The 17,522-nt window shown below is 64.7% G+C and carries 22 protein-coding genes; 14 read left to right on the top strand and 8 right to left on the bottom strand.

Features of this window, described 5'->3' with window-relative positions; all coding sequences use genetic code 11:
• Positions 1 to 216: 216 nt before the first annotated feature.
• Both AB0310_RS11380 and AB0310_RS11375 read left to right on the top strand, forming a co-directional pair.
• Positions 217 to 1,719: a SulP family inorganic anion transporter gene (locus tag AB0310_RS11380; protein WP_366237267.1), complete on the top strand. Its 1,503-nt coding sequence runs from the start codon at positions 217 to 219 to the stop codon at positions 1,717 to 1,719.
• An 82-nt stretch (positions 1,720 to 1,801) separates the two neighbouring features.
• On the top strand, positions 1,802 to 2,308 hold the full coding sequence (locus tag AB0310_RS11375; protein WP_158698496.1) for a hypothetical protein: 507 nt from the start codon (positions 1,802 to 1,804) through the stop codon (positions 2,306 to 2,308).
• Between the two features lie 101 nt (positions 2,309 to 2,409).
• Here AB0310_RS11375 and AB0310_RS11370 read toward each other — a convergent pair whose 3' ends face one another.
• Together AB0310_RS11370 and AB0310_RS11365 are read right to left on the bottom strand one after the other, a co-directional pair.
• The gene (locus tag AB0310_RS11370; RefSeq protein WP_366237266.1) at positions 2,410 to 3,429 is read right to left on the bottom strand and encodes an SNIPE associated domain-containing protein; all 1,020 of its coding nucleotides are present in this window, start codon (positions 3,427 to 3,429) and stop codon (positions 2,410 to 2,412) included.
• A 365-nt stretch (positions 3,430 to 3,794) separates the two neighbouring features.
• Positions 3,795 to 5,045 carry a hypothetical protein gene (locus AB0310_RS11365; protein ID WP_366237265.1) on the bottom strand — a complete coding sequence of 417 codons (1,251 nt, stop codon included), beginning with the start codon at positions 5,043 to 5,045 and terminating at the stop codon, positions 3,795 to 3,797.
• 295 nt (positions 5,046 to 5,340) lie between these two features.
• Between AB0310_RS11365 and AB0310_RS11360 the strand changes: the two genes are divergently transcribed.
• Both AB0310_RS11360 and AB0310_RS11355 read left to right on the top strand, forming a co-directional pair.
• The gene (locus AB0310_RS11360) at positions 5,341 to 5,676 is read left to right on the top strand and encodes a nucleotide pyrophosphohydrolase (protein ID WP_105949076.1); all 336 of its coding nucleotides are present in this window, start codon (positions 5,341 to 5,343) and stop codon (positions 5,674 to 5,676) included.
• Positions 5,673 to 7,412: a DNA/RNA helicase domain-containing protein gene (locus AB0310_RS11355; RefSeq protein WP_366237264.1), complete on the top strand. Its 1,740-nt coding sequence runs from the start codon at positions 5,673 to 5,675 to the stop codon at positions 7,410 to 7,412. The genes AB0310_RS11360 and AB0310_RS11355 overlap by 4 nt, the downstream gene beginning before the upstream one ends.
• A gap of 570 nt (positions 7,413 to 7,982) precedes the next feature.
• Here AB0310_RS11355 and AB0310_RS11350 read toward each other — a convergent pair.
• The gene (locus AB0310_RS11350) at positions 7,983 to 8,594 is read right to left on the bottom strand and encodes a MerR family transcriptional regulator (RefSeq protein ID WP_366237263.1); all 612 of its coding nucleotides are present in this window, start codon (positions 8,592 to 8,594) and stop codon (positions 7,983 to 7,985) included.
• A gap of 70 nt (positions 8,595 to 8,664) precedes the next feature.
• Here AB0310_RS11350 and AB0310_RS11345 point away from each other — a divergent pair, with 70 nt between their 5' ends.
• Positions 8,665 to 9,183 carry a monooxygenase family protein gene (locus tag AB0310_RS11345; RefSeq protein ID WP_366237262.1) on the top strand — a complete coding sequence of 173 codons (519 nt, stop codon included), beginning with the start codon at positions 8,665 to 8,667 and terminating at the stop codon, positions 9,181 to 9,183.
• A 12-nt stretch (positions 9,184 to 9,195) separates the two neighbouring features.
• On the opposite strand, the gene AB0310_RS11340 is transcribed toward AB0310_RS11345, so the two are convergent.
• Positions 9,196 to 9,369: a hypothetical protein gene (locus AB0310_RS11340; protein ID WP_187662976.1), complete on the bottom strand. Its 174-nt coding sequence runs from the start codon at positions 9,367 to 9,369 to the stop codon at positions 9,196 to 9,198.
• A gap of 131 nt (positions 9,370 to 9,500) precedes the next feature.
• Here AB0310_RS11340 and AB0310_RS11335 point away from each other — a divergent pair, with 131 nt between their 5' ends.
• The 8 genes from AB0310_RS11335 to AB0310_RS11300 all read left to right on the top strand — a co-directional run bounded on the left by AB0310_RS11335 (position 9,501) and on the right by AB0310_RS11300 (position 14,024).
• On the top strand, positions 9,501 to 10,484 hold the full coding sequence (locus AB0310_RS11335; RefSeq protein WP_366237261.1) for a hypothetical protein: 984 nt from the start codon (positions 9,501 to 9,503) through the stop codon (positions 10,482 to 10,484).
• Positions 10,485 to 10,494: 10 nt separating this feature from the next.
• Complete coding sequence (locus tag AB0310_RS11330; RefSeq protein ID WP_060921304.1) at positions 10,495 to 10,725, top strand: hypothetical protein; 231 nt, start codon at positions 10,495 to 10,497, stop codon at positions 10,723 to 10,725.
• 154 nt (positions 10,726 to 10,879) lie between these two features.
• Positions 10,880 to 11,047 (top strand): hypothetical protein, encoded by a 168-nt coding sequence (locus tag AB0310_RS11325; protein WP_366237260.1) that lies wholly within the window; start codon positions 10,880 to 10,882, stop codon positions 11,045 to 11,047.
• Positions 11,025 to 11,858 (top strand): hypothetical protein, encoded by an 834-nt coding sequence (locus AB0310_RS11320; protein ID WP_366237259.1) that lies wholly within the window; start codon positions 11,025 to 11,027, stop codon positions 11,856 to 11,858. Before AB0310_RS11325 ends, AB0310_RS11320 begins: the two co-directional genes overlap by 23 nt.
• A 156-nt stretch (positions 11,859 to 12,014) precedes the next feature.
• Positions 12,015 to 12,356, top strand: coding sequence for a YciI family protein (locus AB0310_RS11315; RefSeq protein WP_017202934.1), 342 nt, complete (start codon positions 12,015 to 12,017; stop codon positions 12,354 to 12,356).
• Entirely contained in the window at positions 12,353 to 13,654 is a 1,302-nt protein-coding gene (locus AB0310_RS11310; protein ID WP_292795953.1) for an RNA polymerase sigma factor, read from the top strand. Before AB0310_RS11315 ends, AB0310_RS11310 begins: the two co-directional genes overlap by 4 nt.
• Complete coding sequence (locus tag AB0310_RS11305) at positions 13,651 to 13,806, top strand: DUF2599 domain-containing protein (protein WP_366237258.1); 156 nt, start codon at positions 13,651 to 13,653, stop codon at positions 13,804 to 13,806. The genes AB0310_RS11310 and AB0310_RS11305 overlap by 4 nt, the downstream gene beginning before the upstream one ends.
• A gap of 32 nt (positions 13,807 to 13,838) precedes the next feature.
• On the top strand, positions 13,839 to 14,024 hold the full coding sequence (locus tag AB0310_RS11300) for a hypothetical protein (RefSeq protein ID WP_259951805.1): 186 nt from the start codon (positions 13,839 to 13,841) through the stop codon (positions 14,022 to 14,024).
• Positions 14,025 to 14,044: 20 nt separating this feature from the next.
• On the opposite strand, the gene AB0310_RS11295 is transcribed toward AB0310_RS11300, so the two are convergent.
• The 3 genes from AB0310_RS11295 to AB0310_RS11285 form a co-directional block, all read right to left on the bottom strand.
• Complete coding sequence (locus AB0310_RS11295; protein WP_259951804.1) at positions 14,045 to 14,332, bottom strand: hypothetical protein; 288 nt, start codon at positions 14,330 to 14,332, stop codon at positions 14,045 to 14,047.
• Positions 14,314 to 15,180 (bottom strand): hypothetical protein, encoded by an 867-nt coding sequence (locus AB0310_RS11290; protein WP_259951803.1) that lies wholly within the window; start codon positions 15,178 to 15,180, stop codon positions 14,314 to 14,316. The genes AB0310_RS11295 and AB0310_RS11290 overlap by 19 nt, the downstream gene beginning before the upstream one ends.
• 116 nt (positions 15,181 to 15,296) lie before the next feature.
• Positions 15,297 to 15,869: a TetR/AcrR family transcriptional regulator gene (locus AB0310_RS11285; RefSeq protein ID WP_268777466.1), complete on the bottom strand. Its 573-nt coding sequence runs from the start codon at positions 15,867 to 15,869 to the stop codon at positions 15,297 to 15,299.
• 75 nt (positions 15,870 to 15,944) lie between these two features.
• Between AB0310_RS11285 and AB0310_RS11280 the strand changes: the two genes are divergently transcribed.
• Positions 15,945 to 16,946: an SDR family NAD(P)-dependent oxidoreductase gene (locus tag AB0310_RS11280; protein ID WP_366237257.1), complete on the top strand. Its 1,002-nt coding sequence runs from the start codon at positions 15,945 to 15,947 to the stop codon at positions 16,944 to 16,946.
• Positions 16,947 to 17,008: 62 nt separating this feature from the next.
• On the opposite strand, the gene AB0310_RS11275 is transcribed toward AB0310_RS11280, so the two are convergent.
• On the bottom strand, positions 17,009 to 17,341 hold the full coding sequence (locus AB0310_RS11275; RefSeq protein WP_366237256.1) for a hypothetical protein: 333 nt from the start codon (positions 17,339 to 17,341) through the stop codon (positions 17,009 to 17,011).
• Between the last annotated feature and the right edge of the window lie 181 nt (positions 17,342 to 17,522).

Here is a 17,522-nt window from a genome sequence, read left to right as displayed (position 1 = left end):
GCCCGTTTCGAGGCTAGCGACGGTGGCGCGGAGGGCTTGCATCGGAGCGATATCTCAGGGTCGTCGACGCGCACATGAGTAGAGACGCCACACCCCCAGACGAGACGAGACGCCCGACAATCCGCGAGTCGATCGGCTCGACTACTCAAGACGCGGCACGTCAGACGTAGGCTGGAACGTCTGCCTCCTCTCTGAGGCGCCTTCCCCTGGAGCTCCATGACTGCAACGACGGTCGACGACCGCGCCCGCTATCGCGCCCACCCCTCGGTGCTCGATGCGCTGAAGAACCCGCGACTGCTGACTCGGGAGGTGCTGGCCGGGCTCGTCGTCGGACTCGCGCTCGTCCCGGAAGCGATCGCGTTCTCGGTGATCGCGGGGGTGGACCCGAAGGTCGGGCTGTTCTCGTCGTTCATCATGGCGGTATCGATCGCGTTCCTCGGCGGCCGACCGGCGATGGTGACGGCGGCGACCGGAGCCGTGGCGCTCGTGATCGCTCCCGTCGCGCCGACGTACGGGCTCGACTACTTCATCGCGACGGTCATCCTCGCCGGGATCTTCCAGGTGGTCCTCGGAGTGCTCGGCGTCGCGAAGCTCATGCGATTCATCCCCCGCAGCGTGATGGTCGGGTTCGTGAACGCGCTCGCGATCTTCGTGTTCAGCTCGCAGTTCCCGCAGCTGATCGACGTGCCGTGGCTGGTGTATCCGCTGGTGGCGCTCGGGATCGTCGTGATGCTGGTGATGCCGAAGCTCACCAAGATCGTGCCGGCGCCGCTCGTGTCGGTGATCATCGTGACGGGCGTGGTGCTCGCCTTCGGGATCACGGTGCCGACCGTCGGCGATCAGGGTGAGCTGCCGCGGAGTCTGCCGTCGCTGTTCATCCCGAACGTTCCGCTGACGTGGGAGACGTTCACGATCATCGCGCCGTTCGCCCTCGGGGTCGCGCTCGTCGGGCTGATGGAGTCGCTGCTCACCGCGAAGCTCGTCGACGAGATCACAGACACCCACTCGAACAAGACCCGCGAATCGTGGGGACAGGGCGTCGCGAACGTGCTGTCCGGGATGTTCGGCGGCATGGGCGGATGCGCGGTGATCGGTCAGACGATGATCAACGTGAAGGCGTCGGGCGCGCGGACCCGCATCTCGACGTTCTGCGCCGGTCTGTTTTTGTTCGTGTTGGTCGTGGTGTTCGGTGACTTCGTCGGGACGATCCCGATGGCGGCGCTCGTGGCCGTGATGATCATGGTCGCGATCGGGGCGTTCGACTGGCACAGCGTGCGGCCGTCGACGCTGAAGCGGATGCCGAAGAGTGAGACGTTCGTGATGGTGGCGACCGTTTCGTTGGTCCTGGTGACGCACAACCTGGCTGTCGGGGTTGTCGGCGGGGTGTTGGTCGCGTCGGTGCTGTTCGTGCGGCGGGTGGCGCACTTCGTTTCGGTTCGTCGAGTTCCGGGGCCGGGGGACGATGTGGTGACGTATGTCGTGGAGGGGGAGTTGTTCTTCGCGTCGAGCAATGACCTGACGACGTTGTTCTCGTATACCGAGGATCCGGATCGGGTTGTGGTGGATCTGTCCGGGTCGCACGTGTGGGATGCGTCGACCGTTGCGGCGTTGGATGCGATCGAGACGAAGTACGCGGGCCTGGGGAAGACGGTGGAGATCGTCGGGATGAATGAGAGTAGTTCGCGGATGCGCGGGCGCTCGACCCGTGCGTTCGGATAGGCGTAAGCGGACACACGAAGTACGACCCACATGCTGCGGCACTCGGAATCGGGGCATGATCGATTGCGCTTAGGCTCGCGGCATGAAAATCAATGATGTAATCGGCCTTATCGGGGGCGTGGCTGCCATAGCGGGTGCTGTCGTAGCTATTTGGCAGGCCATTGACGCCAGGCGGGCGCGGGATGAAGCCAAGCGCTCCAGCGTCGACGCGGCTTCGCTCGCCGAGCAGTCAAACGCCGCATGGCAGCGCATCGCTAGCGCCCAAGAGATCGTCGCCCAGGCACACCGACCGAAGGCGTGGGGCGTACCCAGGCTCGGGTTGGGGGATCTCTGGGCCATCCGGAACACATCTGAAAGGACAATCGTTGTCGACCGCATAGACGCCAAGCCGGAGGCAGCACAGCCACTGTTGCAGGTGCACGAGGCCCTCCCCCAAAAGTTCCGCGCAGGAGAGCTGCTGGAGTTCTACGCACGGGCGCGGCATTCGCTCGCTATACGAACAATTACCATCGTTTGGAGATTCGATGGCGAAGACCAAACGCACGACTCTGCCCGCACTCTTGACGGACGGCCTTCTCGCGGGCGCTAAAAAACTCAGCAACGACATCCGAGGTCCAAAACCCGGTCTAGCGGCTAACGCTCCCGGTCAAGATCCGAACCATTGGTGTAAAAACTACATAGGCGGCGAACTCAGATTGCTGGCCATAACCCCACCGATTGCCGGTACTCGGTGGCCTCGGCGTCCTCATTAAACTCAAGGATGTTTCCGACTTTACTCAACAGGACCTCGCGCACCTCCGATGGCGAGGCAAAAAAGAACTCCTTGCGCGCATTCGCTCGGTTAACCGCTCGGTCAGCGAAGTGCCGGTGCAAGTCCGCCTCGAGCGTGACAGCATCTTCGGAGAAGAACAGCGCATGCGTATCGAACCGAAAAGGGACGGACGCCCCGCCCAGCTCGAAGATTCGCTCGCGCGGTTCGAGCCGTCGAGTCAGCCCGATCTTCACGACATTCTTGCCGAACGCACCTTGGTTAGAAATGACATAGACATAGCCGGCACGGATGTTCGCCGCACGGAAGTCATTTTGAACAATCGCTTCATCAATCGCCGCCAGGCGCTCAACAAGGGCCTCGTCAGTGCCTCCGGCCTGTTGCAGCGCTGCGAGCGTATTGACGAGGTGTAGTCGCTCCTTGTCCAGGCGCGCCCGCTCCTCAGCAAGTTCGCGCTCGACTTGTTTCTCTTCGCGAAGCCGCGCGCGCTCCTCGCGCTCAGCTTCACGTTCCTGCTGCTTTTTGATCAGCCAATCGGCGGTCAGCTCGATCTCTCGCACTCGCAAGTCATGAAACTCCTCACTGATGTGCATCTCCATCAGTCGCCCAAGTTTCGCGATAGCTCGTCTAGAGGCATCCAGCCGCTTCATTGCCGTCACGACGTTGCCAGCGCGTAGGGTGCGGATGGCATTGTCGGCCTCAGCGTTATACGCCCTAAGCATGAGCTTCGCGAGGTCATCAGTCATGCGGCGCCCCTGCGAGAGCGAGTTGTCCAGGGTAAAGAGTTCGGAGCGCACAATCGCACGCCCCGAACTGATGACCTCGGCCACAACGCGCTCGAGATCGCGAAGTTCGTCTTGGTAGGCGGCAGCCGACTCGAGCGGGTGATGGTAGCGGTAGATACCGACGTCCTGGAGAACGCGAGCATCGTCAAGTTCCACGTACTCATGAGCTGTTGATGCATTGATCTGAGCGCGAAGCGAAGCATTCTCCGCTTCAAGGTACGCAAGCCGACTCGCCTCCGTATCTGCCGGAGCCGCTGGGAGACTGGAGCTTTTTGGCATGGATCGATGGGCGCTTGCTCTCGCTTCAGCACGAGTCCGAGCGGGCTCTACTTCAGTGGCATCGGGCGCGTGGACCGCAGCTGCGGTCGGCGCCTGAGGCACGAGAGTGTCCGACAGCCAGAGCTGCCAGTCCGCGGGTGGTTCTGGCCAAGACGGATCAGGAGTCCACCCTGCTGGAGGAGTCCATCCAGCAGGCGGCTTCGGCCACCCCGGCGGTGGATTGAACACTCGGGCCCGCTCAGTCATCGCGCGCGCCGCACCCCCCCGGCCGTTATCGGCGTCAAGCCATACGGGTTCTTCGATACCGCGGCTCCGAGGTGCTCGAGCGTTGCGAGCGGGACAACCGCAGACAGGTCGAGCTTCTCGAACTCTTCGCGGCTCGCCGCAACTGCGACGAACGGCACGTAGACGGGCTGCCCTGTCGCCGGACTAATCGTGTCCGTGCCGAGTTCGAGACTGATCGATTGAATCAGCGATCGACGGTCTGCTTCGAAAACCTCGTGGATGGATCTCAGCGCGATGTTGTTCACCAACAACGCGTATCGGTCCTTCGTCTCCTTTTGGGACGCCGCTACCGGCGCAATCTCATCCGAAGCCTTGACGTACTTGTAGTGCTTCGCGCCGGGCACGATCTCCGGGCCCGGGACGATCACCCACATTTTGAGTTCAGCGTCGCTCGGCTCGAAAGTCGCGCTGTGGGAGACGCTGAGCCACTCGGGATACACCGAGTTCGCGAGCACGATTGAGATGTACTCCTGGACCGCGTCGACGGTTCCGTACGCCAATCCCGCAATCAATTGATCAAGCTCTTCGTTCTGCTCCGCAGCTTCGCGCTCCCGCTCGGCAGATTCCTCCTTGTACTGCTCGACAGCCGCCGACAGTTCCGCCTGACGCTTTCGTTCCGCCTCTTCGTGCTGGGACTGTGCGGCAGCACGCTGCGCCGGGAGAGCATCGGAGATTGCCTTCCATGCCCAGTAGTCGGCCGCGTACTGCGCCTCAGCGGCCGCCGCTGCCTGCTCTTGCTTTTGCTTGCGGCCAAACAACCCCTTGGTGGCCTCGGGCTCCCGCTTTACGGGGAGCGGAGGATCAGGAATCGGAGCCGGCGGCGGGAGAGGATACTGAAGCTCCGGGCGATGGAACGGCGGATGCTGCGCGATGACGCGCAGCGACTCGAGGTCAACGAAGTCATCGACCGCGAGAGTGGCGGCAAGCAATCCATCCAGCTCCGCCAGCCTTGCGTGGAGGTCAGCCGTCATATCTTCCGCCTCGGCCAGGCGGGCAGCTGCGTAGGCCTGCGCAGCCTCCCGCTCAAGACGCTTCCTGTCTTGCTCTGAAGCGCGCTCTGCAGCGAGCTGCGCCCGCTCGGCCGCGCGTTGCGCAGCGGTCGCCTGCCGCATGGCTTGATCATGCTGGCGTTGCGCCGCCCGCTGACGCTGCTCTGACAGTTTCGCCTGGTGCTGCATCTCAGCGAAGAACCCTCTACGACGTGCCATGTTTCCCCCTTGAATCCTCCCGCATTCTAGCGATGTGGCGACCACCGGCGCTCTGCTGTTCTGCGGCACGCGCGCACGCACCACCTCCGCGCTCCGAAGGACGGCATGGGCTTACTCGACTCCACCCGCGAACAACTCGGCGACACACTTCCGCAACCGTCCCAGCGTCGTGTACCTACCCGGCGGGACGCAAGAATCTGACCTCGATAAAGCTGCTCGCCTCAATACGCTTCCGAGAGCAAGCTAACAGGCGGTGTCCTCGGGGCACCTACTGTGACCCTGCTAGCGTCGCATCATGCCGTCGCCGCAGACTCTCGCCGCCCTTCGTGCTTTCGTCGCGGAACGAGACTGGGACCAGTTCCACTCGCCAGAGAACCTCGCCAAGAGCATCGCGATCGAGGCCGGTGAGCTCCTCGAGTGCTTCCAATGGTCTCCTGACTTCGACCAAGAACACGTCGAAGAAGAGCTCGCGGATGTCATCACGTACTGCATCCATCTCGCGAACAAGATCGGCGTCGACCTCGATGAGATCGTCCTGAAGAAGCTGGAGTCTACGAAGGCGAAGTACCCCGTCGAGCTCGCCAAGGGCCGCATGACGAAGTACACCAAGCTCTCCGAGGCGGCGGAGTGACGGAGTTCAGCATCCAGCGCCTCCCGTTCCGTCGTGACGCTGTTGATACGTGGGCGCGTGACGACGCCCGGCACACAAACTGGCCGGTGGTGTACGTGATCGAGGGGGACGCCCGCCGCAGTTCGCCCGGACTCTACGTCGGTGAGACCGTGAGTGCGGCCACGCGGATGCGTCAACATCTCTCTGGGTCAAAACGGAACGAGTCCCTCAAGTCGATTCGCGTCGTCGTAAACCACAGGTTCAACAAGTCAGTGTGCCTCGACCTTGAATCGCATCTCATTCGGTGGTTCTCGGGCGACGGACGTTATCGCCTCCTCAATGGCAACGACGGCCTGACTGACGCGCAGTACTACGACCGCGATATCTACCGCGAGTCCTTCCGTGACGTGTTTGAGGCATTGCGAGCAGAGGGACTTTTCTCTCGGAGCATCCCACAGATCGAGAACTCGGACCTCTTCAAGCTGTCGCCGTTCAAAGCTCTCTCCGAGGACCAGGGCATCGCGATCATGGACATCCTGGAGGGGCTTCTCGAAGATCTCCAGGACCCGGGCGCTCGATCGACCCTCGTTGTGCAGGGCAACCCCGGAACGGGAAAGACGATCATCGCGATCTTTCTCATGAAGCTGCTCGCCGATATCCGTGACTACCGAGACCAGGACGGCATCGAGCCGGACTCGATGTTCTCGGAGTTCTTCGTCCCGGAGAATCGCGATCTGCTGAGGACACTTCGAATGGCCCTCGTGATCCCTCAACAGTCTCTGCGGATGTCGGTGAAGAAGGTCTTCAAGAAGACGCCCAAGCTCGACGCTTCGATGGTGATGTCGCCGTTCCAGCTGGGTGAATCGGACCAGCCATACGACCTCGTGCTCGTCGACGAGACCCATCGCCTCGGGCAGCGGGCCAACCAAGCATCGGGCGTGCAAAACAAGAAGTTCCGCGAAATCAACGAGGCGCTGTTCGGGAGCGACGATCCTCGATACACCCAGCTCGACTGGATCAAGGCTCGCAGCAAGCATGGGCTCCTGCTCGTCGACGGCGAGCAGAGCGTGCGGCCTCATGACCTTTCCCCGACAACGCTCAGCGCGGAGGTGTCCCGAGCGAAGGACGAGCACCGCTTCTTCCGTCTGACCACCCAGATGCGGGTCCAGGCTGGCGCAGATTATGTGGAATTTATCCGGGCCCTTCTTCGGAGCGAAGCGCCGTCGCTACCGGATCTCGGCGAGTACGAACTCCGCCTCTTCGACGACCTCGGAGAGATGCGCGAAGCCATCCGCCAGAAGGATGCTGAGGTCGGTCTTTCCCGACTTGTCGCCGGCTACGCGTGGGAATGGGTGTCGCGGAAGGACTCGGATGCCTTCGACATTCAACTCGATGGCGAGCAACTTCGGTGGAACGGAACCGACAAGGACTGGATCAACTCAAAAGACTCACTCGAAGAGGTCGGCTCGATCCACACGGTACAGGGATACGACCTCAACTACGCTGGCGTCATCATTGGGCCAGACCTACGCCTGGACCCTGCAACGGGTCGGATCGTCGCCTGTCGCGAGAGCTATCGCGACAGGAAGGGCAAGGAGAACACCGGGCACCTGAAGGATGAGTTCGGGGACGACGACCTGCTGACGTTTATCCGAAACATCTACGGGGTGCTGCTCACGCGCGGGATGCGTGGAACGTACATCTACGTGTGTGATCCGGCGCTGCGAGCTTACGTACGCGTCGCTCTGGGTAACTGACTCGGTCGGCTTAGTGACATAGGTGGCCGCGTCTGACACTGTATCGGCATGTGGGATTCGTTCATTCCTGACGTCCTTGTTGCCTGCATCGGGGCTCTGCTGACCGTATTCATAGCCCTGGCCACCTACTTGCTGAAGATTCGGCTAGATGAGAAACGCGCGATTCAATCGCTCATAGGTGAGCTTCATCGCCGGCGAGCAATCGCAGAAGGCCCCGAGCCGGTGATCCCTGGCGCTGAGCAGTTGGCCGATTTCGCTAGAGCCAACGCCAGCGTTTCGTCAATGCGATCGGAAATACGCGCAACCCGCGATCGAGTCCGGCAGGTGGAGTCCCTCCAGGTTCCGCTGTCCCAGATGACGCGGGCGTGCAACAGGTATCTCGAACTGAGCGCCGCGTCGCCCGATTTCTATGCGGTGTATCTGGGGGACCTCAGGCGAGAGCTCAGCCCCCTTATTGAGCGGCTCGCGACTGAGCGCAGGGGAGTCGTAGCCCTTGAGCCAGGGGCAGGAGCTTTTTGAATGCAGGAACCTCTCTCCGAGAGATGCGCTCAGGGAGGCCGAGTTTTCGGTTCATGGGCCTTCGCCAAACCGCTCGCCCGAGCTCACCTGCTGCGCCACCCGCCGCAACGCCAACAACAACGGCTCCACCAGCACCGACCCCAGCACCACGTAGCGGACCGCAGCCTCCGCAGACTCCCCCGGCACCCCCGCGATCTCCGCATCCGCTATCCGCCGCGCACTCGCGAGGTACTCCGCCATCACCGCCTCCGGCACCGTGAAGCCGACGCGCTCCAGCCCCTGTAACGCTCGCGCGACCGCATGCAGCACCGCGGGGTCGCATATCCCGGGCTTCCACCCGAGCCGGGCAGCGAGCGCCTCAGCGCCGGCGAGGTCCAACGCGTCATCGGCCGGCAGGGTGATCGCGGCGTGCGCGGTCCCCAGCAGCTCGTGCGGGTTCGCGGGCGGATCATCCAGCGCTGCGACCACCCGTCGCGTCTCAGCGATGCTCACGCCGGCGTCGAGCAGCGCCCGGATCACCCGTAACCGCTCGACGTGCTTCTCGCCGTACGCGGCCTGCGTCGCGGAGGTGCGCTCCCCCTCGGGCAGCAGCCCCTCGCGCAGGTAGTACTTGATCGTCGGCACGGTCACGCCGGTCTGCGCCGACAGTTCGGAAATCCTCATGGCCACCTCTTGACTTCGATAGTAGCGCTATCCATTATGGATAGCATCGCTATCCAGTTGAGGAGTCGCCATGTCGAAAGTCATCACGGGCCGCATGACCCACCACCACGAGGGCGAGCTCGTCGTGTTCCACATCGGGATGCAGATCAACCGGTGGTGGCGCCCCGACCTGTGGCTGCCGGCGTTCGTCGCCATGCCGCGCATGCTCCGCGAGCTCAGCACCGAGCCAGACTCCGGCCTGCTCGGCTACCAGCTCCTCCTCGGATCGGGCGGGCCCTACGTCGTGCAGTTCTGGTCGTCGGTCGACAAGCTGTACGCCTATGCGTCGAACCCGGACCAGCAGCACCGTCCGGCCTGGACAGCCTTCAACCGCGCCGCCCGCAAGGCTCCGGGAGCGGTCGGCGTGTGGCACGAGACATTCCTCGTCGACACCGCCGAGAGCGTGTACGTCTCGACGAAGCGCATGGGCCTCGCAGCCGCGACGGAGCACGTTCCCGTACCGCGACGCCACGACCGTGCGCAGGCGCGATTCACGGACGGAAAGACAGGGGCCCCCGCGGCAGCGCCCGCGCACAAGCCAACGGCGTGAGGCAGGTCGCGCTCAACGTCCGGACGGACGGCGAGGTGCGGATGGCATGCGCCCCCGGCCACGGCTCCGGCGACGCGCGATCATTCGCGCCGCCCCGCGCACGAGCACGAACGCGAGCACGAGGATCACGACCGCGACCGCTGCGGTGATGGCGAACCCGGTCCAGCTGAAGAACGACGCATCCATGCCTGGATCCTAGCGCTCTGCATGCTCCCGAGCGGGTCCCTCGAATATATTGCATACGCCGTCGTATGAGGTCTTAAATTGGTCACAGGCGGGCAATTGATCTGATCGGAGAGAACGTGCGCAAACACCTCATGCTCGCCAGCCTGCTCACCACTGCGATCGTCGGCTCATCATCCCTCGCAGCCGTCCCGGCGGCCTCCGCGGATACCGGTGCGGACGCAACTGACCTCACGACCGAGGAGATCGTCGCGCTGGTCACGGAGGTCGCGCCCGTGCCCATCGCCGCTGCCCAAACGACCGAGAGTTCCGGGCAAATCGTGGCCACCCTCGACGGCGGCGGAAAGGCCACGATTGCCGCGGTACCGGACGACGGGATCTCCGTCCTCTTGCCCGACGGCGAGGAAACGATGTCCGTGTCGCTTCCCGGCGCTGACCACCTTGATGACGCGAGCGTCGGAGAGGACGGGTCAGTGACCTATCTCGGCGACACGAACACGCCATCGATCAACGTCATCGCCGGCGAGGAGAAGATTCGCGCGAGCACGATCATCAGCGATGCCTCGCAGACCGAGCGCTTCGAGTACGACTTCGGCGGAGGGGTGTCGGTCGAGATCCAGGAGGACGGTAGCGCGATCGCGTATACGACGGAAGAGGTCACCGACCCGGACACGGGCGTGGCCACCCCGATCGAGAAGATCGTCGCCGACGTCGCGACGCCTTGGGCACGGGATGCGGACGGTATCGACGTGCCGACACGGTACAAGGCCTCCGGATCGACGCTGGTTCAGGTCGTCGAGCACCGCAGCGGCAACTGTACGTATCCGATCGTCGCGGACCCGACGTTCGACCGCCCCAACTTCTTCCAATACCGCATGCGATTCAACCGAGCGGAGACGGCCATCCTCTATGACAAAGGCCTTGGCGCACTCGGAGGGCTCGCGTGCGGGACCATGGCACCCGTCTGCCTCCTCGCCGCGGGATCACTGGTGTGGAACGCCGGCATCGCTGAGAAGTCCCGACCGAAGAAGTGTGTGCAGGTGACGGCGACCCAGCCCTATGTCGTCCCCGGTCTCGTCTGGTGGGTCGATACCTACCGCGGCGGACCTTGCCGGTGAGGAACAGACGATGAAGCCCACGTGGTTCTCAACGATCACACGCCCTCGAAGCCATCTCATCGCGACCCTGTGCGTATGGGGCTGGTTCCTTGCGGTGCTCGTGGGAGCGAACTCCGTGCCCCAGCTCGCTCCCGCGCTCGAAGCGACTGCGGCGACGGGCGCCGCGGTGTGGTTCGGCGCGATGATGAAGCGATACCACGACGCGCGCCAGGATGGCACGCCGCCCGGCCCCGCGCCGTGAGCCACGGCCGGGCTGCTGTACGAGAGCGCGACGCTGCCGCCGCACCGCCAACTTGGCCTGGGCAGCCACAAAGGGATCTACCGGGATCCGCGTAAGTGGCACATCCGTCTCCACCTATCGAGCGCCGCCAGCGCTGCGGCACGAAGGAACCCCAATGTTCGGAAACGTCTTCGCGGTCACCGTCATCCTTCTCTGGTTCGTCGTCGTCGGCGGCGTGGGGTACGCCATGTACTTCATGGGAATAGCGGCCTACCGCCAACTTCGGCACAACTCTCGTCACGATGTCGAGCAGGAGCGACGTGGGCGCCCGGATCTTCGTTGATGAGCCGCTCGGAGTCGACCGCTTGAGGTTCTCGGTGGTCTCGCAACGCCGTCAGAACCTCGTCGCCACGCTCAGCCTGTGGAGCATCTTCACACTGAGCCTCGTCGCGATCCTGACATCCTGCTCTCCCGAGGAAACGCCACGTTCGACCGCCTCGTTCGCACGGACATCCGCGACGATCGTCCAGCCGACCAACGCGACCTATCCGATCAACCTGATCTTCGTCGCCAAGCCCGACGACGCGATCTGGACCGACCTCACCGGCATCGTGCTCTCGGACGAGTTGTCGATCGCGCCGGGCGGCTTCACCGTCATCCGCGGAGACGGTGCCAACGGGGACACACTCGGGAACGTCACCTTCACTGTCGACGTTCCCGCCGCCGGGCTGTCGTTCCGTACGGTCGGCCTCGTCTTCGCGGGCTCGTCGACGATCACTCAGGTTCCCGTTGGCAGCTGGGCGCTGAGGGGCGCGCCGCCCGACGATTTCGCTTCCGAAGATGCCGGTGCGGACGTGGTCGGGATGCCGAGGTGCACCGCGGCCGACTTCCCCGTTCCTGATGCGGTGGCGTCGGTCCAGCGCTTCGACCCGGGCTCACCAGACGTCCACACAGACGAGGTCGCATTGGACACCCGGTCACGCACCGTCACAGCGGAACTTGCGTGTGAAGGGGACTTCGACTTCCGCGTCATGAGCCCGTCCATCGACTACACGGACGACAGTGGCAAGGCACGCACCACTCGCCTCGCGCCCGTGTCGATCGGCTTTCAGGATGTCACCGATGCGGACCTGCAGCGCATTCGGAGTCGTTGACGCATCACGAGGAGGGAACCAGGCTGTTCAGCCCCGCCCCGGAGCCGGATTTCAGTGCCTTGGGCGCGATCCGCCATTTTCCGGACCGGTGTCCTGCGGGCTGGTGGTCATCCGTCGTCTGGGTAAGTAGATGTAGAAAGACCTTGAGGAGAACACATGCGCTATGTACTTTTCATCTGCACAGACCCGACCGCTGAGCCCTATGTCGAGGCCGAGGACAACGCCGGGGAGTGGGTGGCGTCGCTGCAGGACAGCGGCTCCTACGTCTTGGGCGACCGTCTGCGGCCTGTCGAAGACGCCACGACCGTGCGCGTGCGAGCCGGCGAGCGGATCGTGGCCGACGGACCGTTCACCGAGAGCCGCGAATGGATCGCCGGGTTCGACGTGATCGACGCCGACGACCTCGACGCCGCGATCGAGATCGCCGCCGCACACCCGATGGCCCGGTTCGGCCTGGTGGAAGTGCGTCCCGTCTGGCCGCTCGGGTCGACGATGTGACCACACCGGAGGAGCCGCCGGGCGCGCTTCCGGATGCCATGGCCGCCGTGCGGCACGTGGCATCGATCGAGTACGGCCGCGTGGTCGCGAGCGTGATCGGCACCGTCCACGACTGGACTCTCGCCGAAGACGCCGTGCAGGACGCTCTGGCTCGAGCGGTCGAGCGGTGGCCAGGCGACGGGGTTCCGGCGAACCCCGCCGCCTGGGTCACGACCGTCGCGCGCCGACGCGCGATCGACCTCGTCCGGCACGCGGACGCCGAGCGCCGGGCGGTGGCTCGACTGGAGCACGAGCCGCACGGTGGCGTCGACAACACCCCGGAAACCGACGACCACGAGGACGCGTTCCCGCACGGGGACGAGCGGCTGAAGCTGATCTTCACCGCCTGCCACCCCGCGTTGACCTTGGAAGCCCGCGCGGCGCTGACACTCCGCACTGTCCTGAACGTGTCGATCGAACAGCTCGCCGGGATCTTCGCGGTCGCACCCGCGACGATGGAGAAGAGACTCGTGCGGGCGCGGGCCAAGATCGCGCACGCGAACATCCCGTACCGCGTTCCGGATGCCGCGCAGCTCGACAGTCGAAGCGCGAGCGTCTGCGAGGTCCTGTCCGCCCTGTTCACCATCGGCTACTCCGATCCGACGCTCCAGACTGATCCGAGCGCCGAGGCCATCCGCCTTGCTCGGCTCTGCCGGCAGCTGCTCCCCGCGGACTCCCCGGCTCGACTCGAGTTCACGGGGCTTCTCGCCCTCCTTCTTCTTCAGCACTCCCGGCGCGCAGCACGCACGACGCCCGACGGCCTGTCCGTGCCGTTCGACGAACAGGATCGCGAACTGTGGGATGTCTCCGAGATCGAGGAGGGGCTGCGGCTTCTCGATGACGCCGTCGAGGAGGCAGCACGGGCGGGCATCCACGGCGGACGGCACCTCATCCGCGCCACCGTCGCGGCCGAGTACGTCCGCCCCGACCCGGGCATGGAGATCGACCACGCCCGCATCGCCGACATGTACGGGGTGCTGGAGCAGGTGGATGCATCACCGTTCGTCCGCCTGAACCGTGCGGTCGCCGTCGCGAACGCGGGACGACCGGCCGAAGCCCTCGCGCTGACGGAGGCGCTCGAGAGCTCGCTGGGAGGACACCACCTCTACTCAGCGGTTCGGGGAGACCTCCTGCAACGCCTCAAGCGCGTCGAAGAAGCGAGCTCCGCGTTTCGCGCTGCCGCGCGTGCCGCTCCGACGGAACGCGAGCGACGGTCTTACTCCCAGCACGCGGACGACATCGCCTCGGCGTCGACGTGACCCGCGCCCCTTCCTGGTACGAGGGCAACGAGTTCCATACCCAGCTTCGGTCCCACGTCGGCATCGCCCCGTTCAAGTCGCCATGGAACCTCGACGCGTGGCGGCCTGACGTAAGGTACAGCGACGTCTTGGCCGCAGGATGCAACCCGTAGGAGCGATTGTGAAGCAACGAACGAGACGAGCAATGGTCAGCGTTGGATGCGTCGGTGCCGGCGTCATCGCCCTCGCCATCGTCATGGCGATTGCTGAGGGCTACATCTCAGACGCGGAGCACACGACCGGCAACCTCGCACCTGCTGCTCTGACCGGCCTGCTCGGCGCATGCCCCATGCTCCTCGGCTTCGGAAGCACCCTCCTCCGAAAAGAGTGACCAAGGGTCTACAGCTCTGCTCACTCGGCCCCGCTACCGGACACGGAGCGATCGGTGAGGTTGACGCCGACCGTAAAGGCAAGGAGCCCGATCACGAGGTACACCGGTAGCGCATCTCCGGCCGGGCTGTCGAGGTTGCCCGACGAGCCGAACCACGCAAGGACCCCGAACCACACCAGAACGGGAACGATGGCGAGAAGAGTGCCGAGCTTCCTGCCGACCCGCCCCACCAACGTCCCCCAGAGGAGAAGAGCTACGCCCACCGCGACAAAAAGCATGATGTCCACCTCTAGCAGTTCCTCACCCACGGCCACCACACACCCGCCGGCCCACCGACACCGACGACGTAGTGGATCGAGATGCATCGATTGCCCACCAGCTGCGACGCCCCGATCGCGGCGACTGTCGTACAGGAGACCTGGAGGAGCTTTGCGAACGGCACAGGAGACTTGCTCAACACTCCGGCACACGCTGCGTAGCCGCCGATCGCTGTGCGACTCTCAGCTTTGTTCAGGTGGACCTGAATGTACGGTCCGAAGAACTGCACCGTCGGATCCGCGACGACGGGGAAGCTCGCTCCAGTGGTGTCGACGATCTGCATGAGGGTTGAACCTGAGATCTCATAGTGCGTAGGTAGCGACCGACCCGCTGCATCGATGGCCCAAGGAGCTTCGATACCGCCCAAGAAGCCATCAGCATCCGAAACCGACACCGATCCGTCGTCGAGGAGCAGCAGCTGAGTGCCACTCTCGAAGGTCCACTCCGGAGACTTCGCCGGCGGAGCAGACAGGATTGCGGAGAATCTCGTTGCCCCTTCCTCAGGGAAGCTGACTGCGTAGGTGACGGAGTCGCCTTCGGCGATGGCGTATTGGTCCGCTACGGATATCTCTGCCCGCTCAGAGCCACCCAAAGTGACTTCCGAGTCGATTCCATTCAGAATGACCGATGCTTCAGCGCCATCCGCCTGCAGCATCGGCAACTCGACGTCCGACGGCGTCGGAGTTCCTACCGCAGCCGTCTCAGCGTCCTCGAGAACATCCGCCACGTCGCTCGACTCACCCGGGACGGCCGCCTGCGCAGTCGCCGGAAGAAGAGCGAGAAGAAGACTGAGTCCAGCCGCGAGGAGAATGCCACTGGATCGGATTTGCTGTGTCATGCGACACATGAAAGCATACATATGAGGTCACAACCGATATTCTCGACTTAGGGCATCCGACGAGTGCAGCATCGAGAACCGCGACCGTCGCGCCGCACAACAATCCAGCGAGAGACTCAGCTCGCCGCGATCCCCCGCAGCAACCGCACCACCGTCTCCTCCACCCGCTCCGCACTCAACGGCTGCCCGATCAGGGCGGAGTACGAGGCGATCGCGATGAACTCGTCCGCGACCGCGGCGGCATCCACGTCGGCCCGCACGTCGCCGTCCGCGCGCCCGCGAGAGACCCGCTCCGAGACCCATTCCCGAATCGGCGCCGCCAGCCGCTCGTTCAAGACGAGACCCAGCTCCGGGTCGGCCGCCGTCACCTCGATGAGCGCCCGCGCCAGCGACACACCCTCAGGCCGGGCGAGCCCCGCGGACACCGCTGTGAACCATGCACGCAGGTCCGCGCCGAGGTCGTCCGTCATCGGCACGACGACATCTGAACCAGGGACCGCCCCTTCGAGCAGCGCCTCGCCGAGGATCGCGGCCTTCGACGGCCACCAGCGGTAGATGGTCTGCTTCGACACCTCCGCCTCAGCCGCGAGACCCTCGATCGTCACGGCCTCGTACCCGTCTGCGGCGAGCGCGCGACGCATCGCCTCCAGCACGGACTGGCGGGCCTTTTCACTGCGAGGACGAGGCACCTTTCGAGCGTACAGAGGCGTACACTGGAACATAAGTAGACGCACCGTTGCGAAACCCGAGCAAGGAGAAAGAGCATGGCCCTCACCGCACACTCCACCATCGGCGACTGGATGAACGACCCCACCGGCGGCCCGCTCATCCGGGGCCTCTTCGAGCAGACGGGTGCCGACCCCGAACTCCTCACCCCCGTGCTCGGACTCCCCCTGCAGCAGCTCGTCGCCATGAGCCAGGGCCAGCTCCCGCAGTCGGTCGTCGACGACCTCGTGCGCGCCGCGAACCACGGCGAGATTCCCGAGGACGACGCCTCCGAGGGGTGGACCGAGAAGGTCACGGCGGGCCGCTTCGCCGGCAAGACCGTCATCGTCACGGGCGCCGCGTCCGGCATCGGCAAGGCCACCGCCTCGCGCATCGCCCGGGAAGGCGGACGCGTGATCGCCAGCGACATCGCGGCCGAGAAGCTCGACGCCCTCAAGGCCGAGCTCCCGGATGCCGACATCGTCACGGTCGCGGGCGACCTCACGAAGCAGGACGCGATCGACGCCGTGCTCGCCGCCGCGGGCGACCGCATCGACGGGCTCGCGAACGTCGCCGGTATCAACGACGACTTCTCCCCTGCGGGCGAGACCCCGGATGCCGTGTGGGACCGCGTCATCGCGATCAACCTCACCGCGCCGTTCAAGCTCATGCGCGCGGTCATCCCCGTCATGGAGAAGGCCGGTCGCGGCGCGATCCTCAACGTGTCGAGCGAGGCGGGTCTGCGCGGCAACGCCTCGGGCAACGCCTACACGGCCAGCAAGCACGGCATCATCGGGGTCACCAAGTCCGCCGCTTTCATGTACGGCCCGAAGGGTATCCGCGTGAACTCCGTCGCCCCTGGCGGCGTCGCCACCGGCATCCCGATGCCCCCGAACATGTCCGAGTACGGCTCCGGCCGCCTCGCCCCGTTCCAGCAGGCCATCCCGACCGTCGCGACCGCCGAGCACCTGGCCGCGTCGATCACCTTCCTGCTCTCGGATGACGCCGTGAACATCAACGGCGCCATCCTCGCCTCCGACGGAGGCTGGTCCGTGCAGTAACGCGACTCCATGGAACCGACGCCCCCGCCGACCCGAACGGCGGGGGCGTTCTCCGTCCGGGGTCAGCGCCTCTGCGTGAGGACCGTGGTGGCGAGGGCGGTGGCGATGATGCCGAGCGCGCCCACGCCGAGGAGCACGAGACCCGCGGGCCAGACCTCTCGCGTGAAGACGTCATAGCTTTCGTCGTACTCGACGATGTGCTCGACCGTCCCGACTCCCGTGAGACTGATGCCGACGATCAGGGCCACGACCGACACACCCCACGCGGCGATCCATCCGAAGCTGTTCACGGCCAGCCGTCGCCGCTCCGCGAGGTCGACCTCATCGGTCTCGGGCGCGGTCCCCGACCGCGCGTCGTCATCGGTCTCGGGCGTCACCTCGGATGTGGTCTCCATGGCCGCACCATACCGGACGGGACCGGTTCCGGCAGGACGCCGGTCACACCACTCCGACGAGCTCCTCGCGCACCCACGCTTGAAGGGTCTGTCCGATCTCACGAAAAGTGTCGGAGTCTCACGAGAACTGTCGGAGCGTCTCACGAAGGTGTCGGAATCTCACGACACGTGTCGGAAGCAC

Source organism: Microbacterium meiriae (assembly GCF_040702565.1).
Taxonomy (GTDB): Bacteria; Actinomycetota; Actinomycetes; order Actinomycetales; family Microbacteriaceae; genus Microbacterium; species Microbacterium meiriae.
This window is presented reverse-complemented; position numbering and strand designations above follow the sequence as displayed.

What these genes read in the sequence shown, in the direction of transcription:
- AB0310_RS11290 (WP_259951803.1), bottom strand. Translation starts at nt 15,180, where the DNA reads ATGACACAGCAAATCCGATCCAGTGGCATTCTCCTCGCGGCTGGACTC.
- AB0310_RS11300 (WP_259951805.1), top strand. Translation starts at nt 13,839, where the DNA reads ATGGTCAGCGTTGGATGCGTCGGTGCCGGCGTCATCGCCCTCGCCATC.
- AB0310_RS11335 (WP_366237261.1), top strand. Translation starts at nt 9,501, where the DNA reads ATGCTCGCCAGCCTGCTCACCACTGCGATCGTCGGCTCATCATCCCTC.
- AB0310_RS11280 (WP_366237257.1), top strand. Translation starts at nt 15,945, where the DNA reads ATGGCCCTCACCGCACACTCCACCATCGGCGACTGGATGAACGACCCC.
- AB0310_RS11345 (WP_366237262.1), top strand. Translation starts at nt 8,665, where the DNA reads ATGTCGAAAGTCATCACGGGCCGCATGACCCACCACCACGAGGGCGAG.
- AB0310_RS11275 (WP_366237256.1), bottom strand. Translation starts at nt 17,341, where the DNA reads ATGGAGACCACATCCGAGGTGACGCCCGAGACCGATGACGACGCGCGG.
- AB0310_RS11325 (WP_366237260.1), top strand. Translation starts at nt 10,880, where the DNA reads ATGTTCGGAAACGTCTTCGCGGTCACCGTCATCCTTCTCTGGTTCGTC.
- AB0310_RS11380 (WP_366237267.1), top strand. Translation starts at nt 217, where the DNA reads ATGACTGCAACGACGGTCGACGACCGCGCCCGCTATCGCGCCCACCCC.
- AB0310_RS11315 (WP_017202934.1), top strand. Translation starts at nt 12,015, where the DNA reads ATGCGCTATGTACTTTTCATCTGCACAGACCCGACCGCTGAGCCCTAT.
- AB0310_RS11375 (WP_158698496.1), top strand. Translation starts at nt 1,802, where the DNA reads ATGAAAATCAATGATGTAATCGGCCTTATCGGGGGCGTGGCTGCCATA.
- AB0310_RS11330 (WP_060921304.1), top strand. Translation starts at nt 10,495, where the DNA reads ATGAAGCCCACGTGGTTCTCAACGATCACACGCCCTCGAAGCCATCTC.
- AB0310_RS11365 (WP_366237265.1), bottom strand. Translation starts at nt 5,045, where the DNA reads ATGGCACGTCGTAGAGGGTTCTTCGCTGAGATGCAGCACCAGGCGAAA.
- AB0310_RS11350 (WP_366237263.1), bottom strand. Translation starts at nt 8,594, where the DNA reads ATGAGGATTTCCGAACTGTCGGCGCAGACCGGCGTGACCGTGCCGACG.
- AB0310_RS11340 (WP_187662976.1), bottom strand. Translation starts at nt 9,369, where the DNA reads ATGGATGCGTCGTTCTTCAGCTGGACCGGGTTCGCCATCACCGCAGCG.
- AB0310_RS11360 (WP_105949076.1), top strand. Translation starts at nt 5,341, where the DNA reads ATGCCGTCGCCGCAGACTCTCGCCGCCCTTCGTGCTTTCGTCGCGGAA.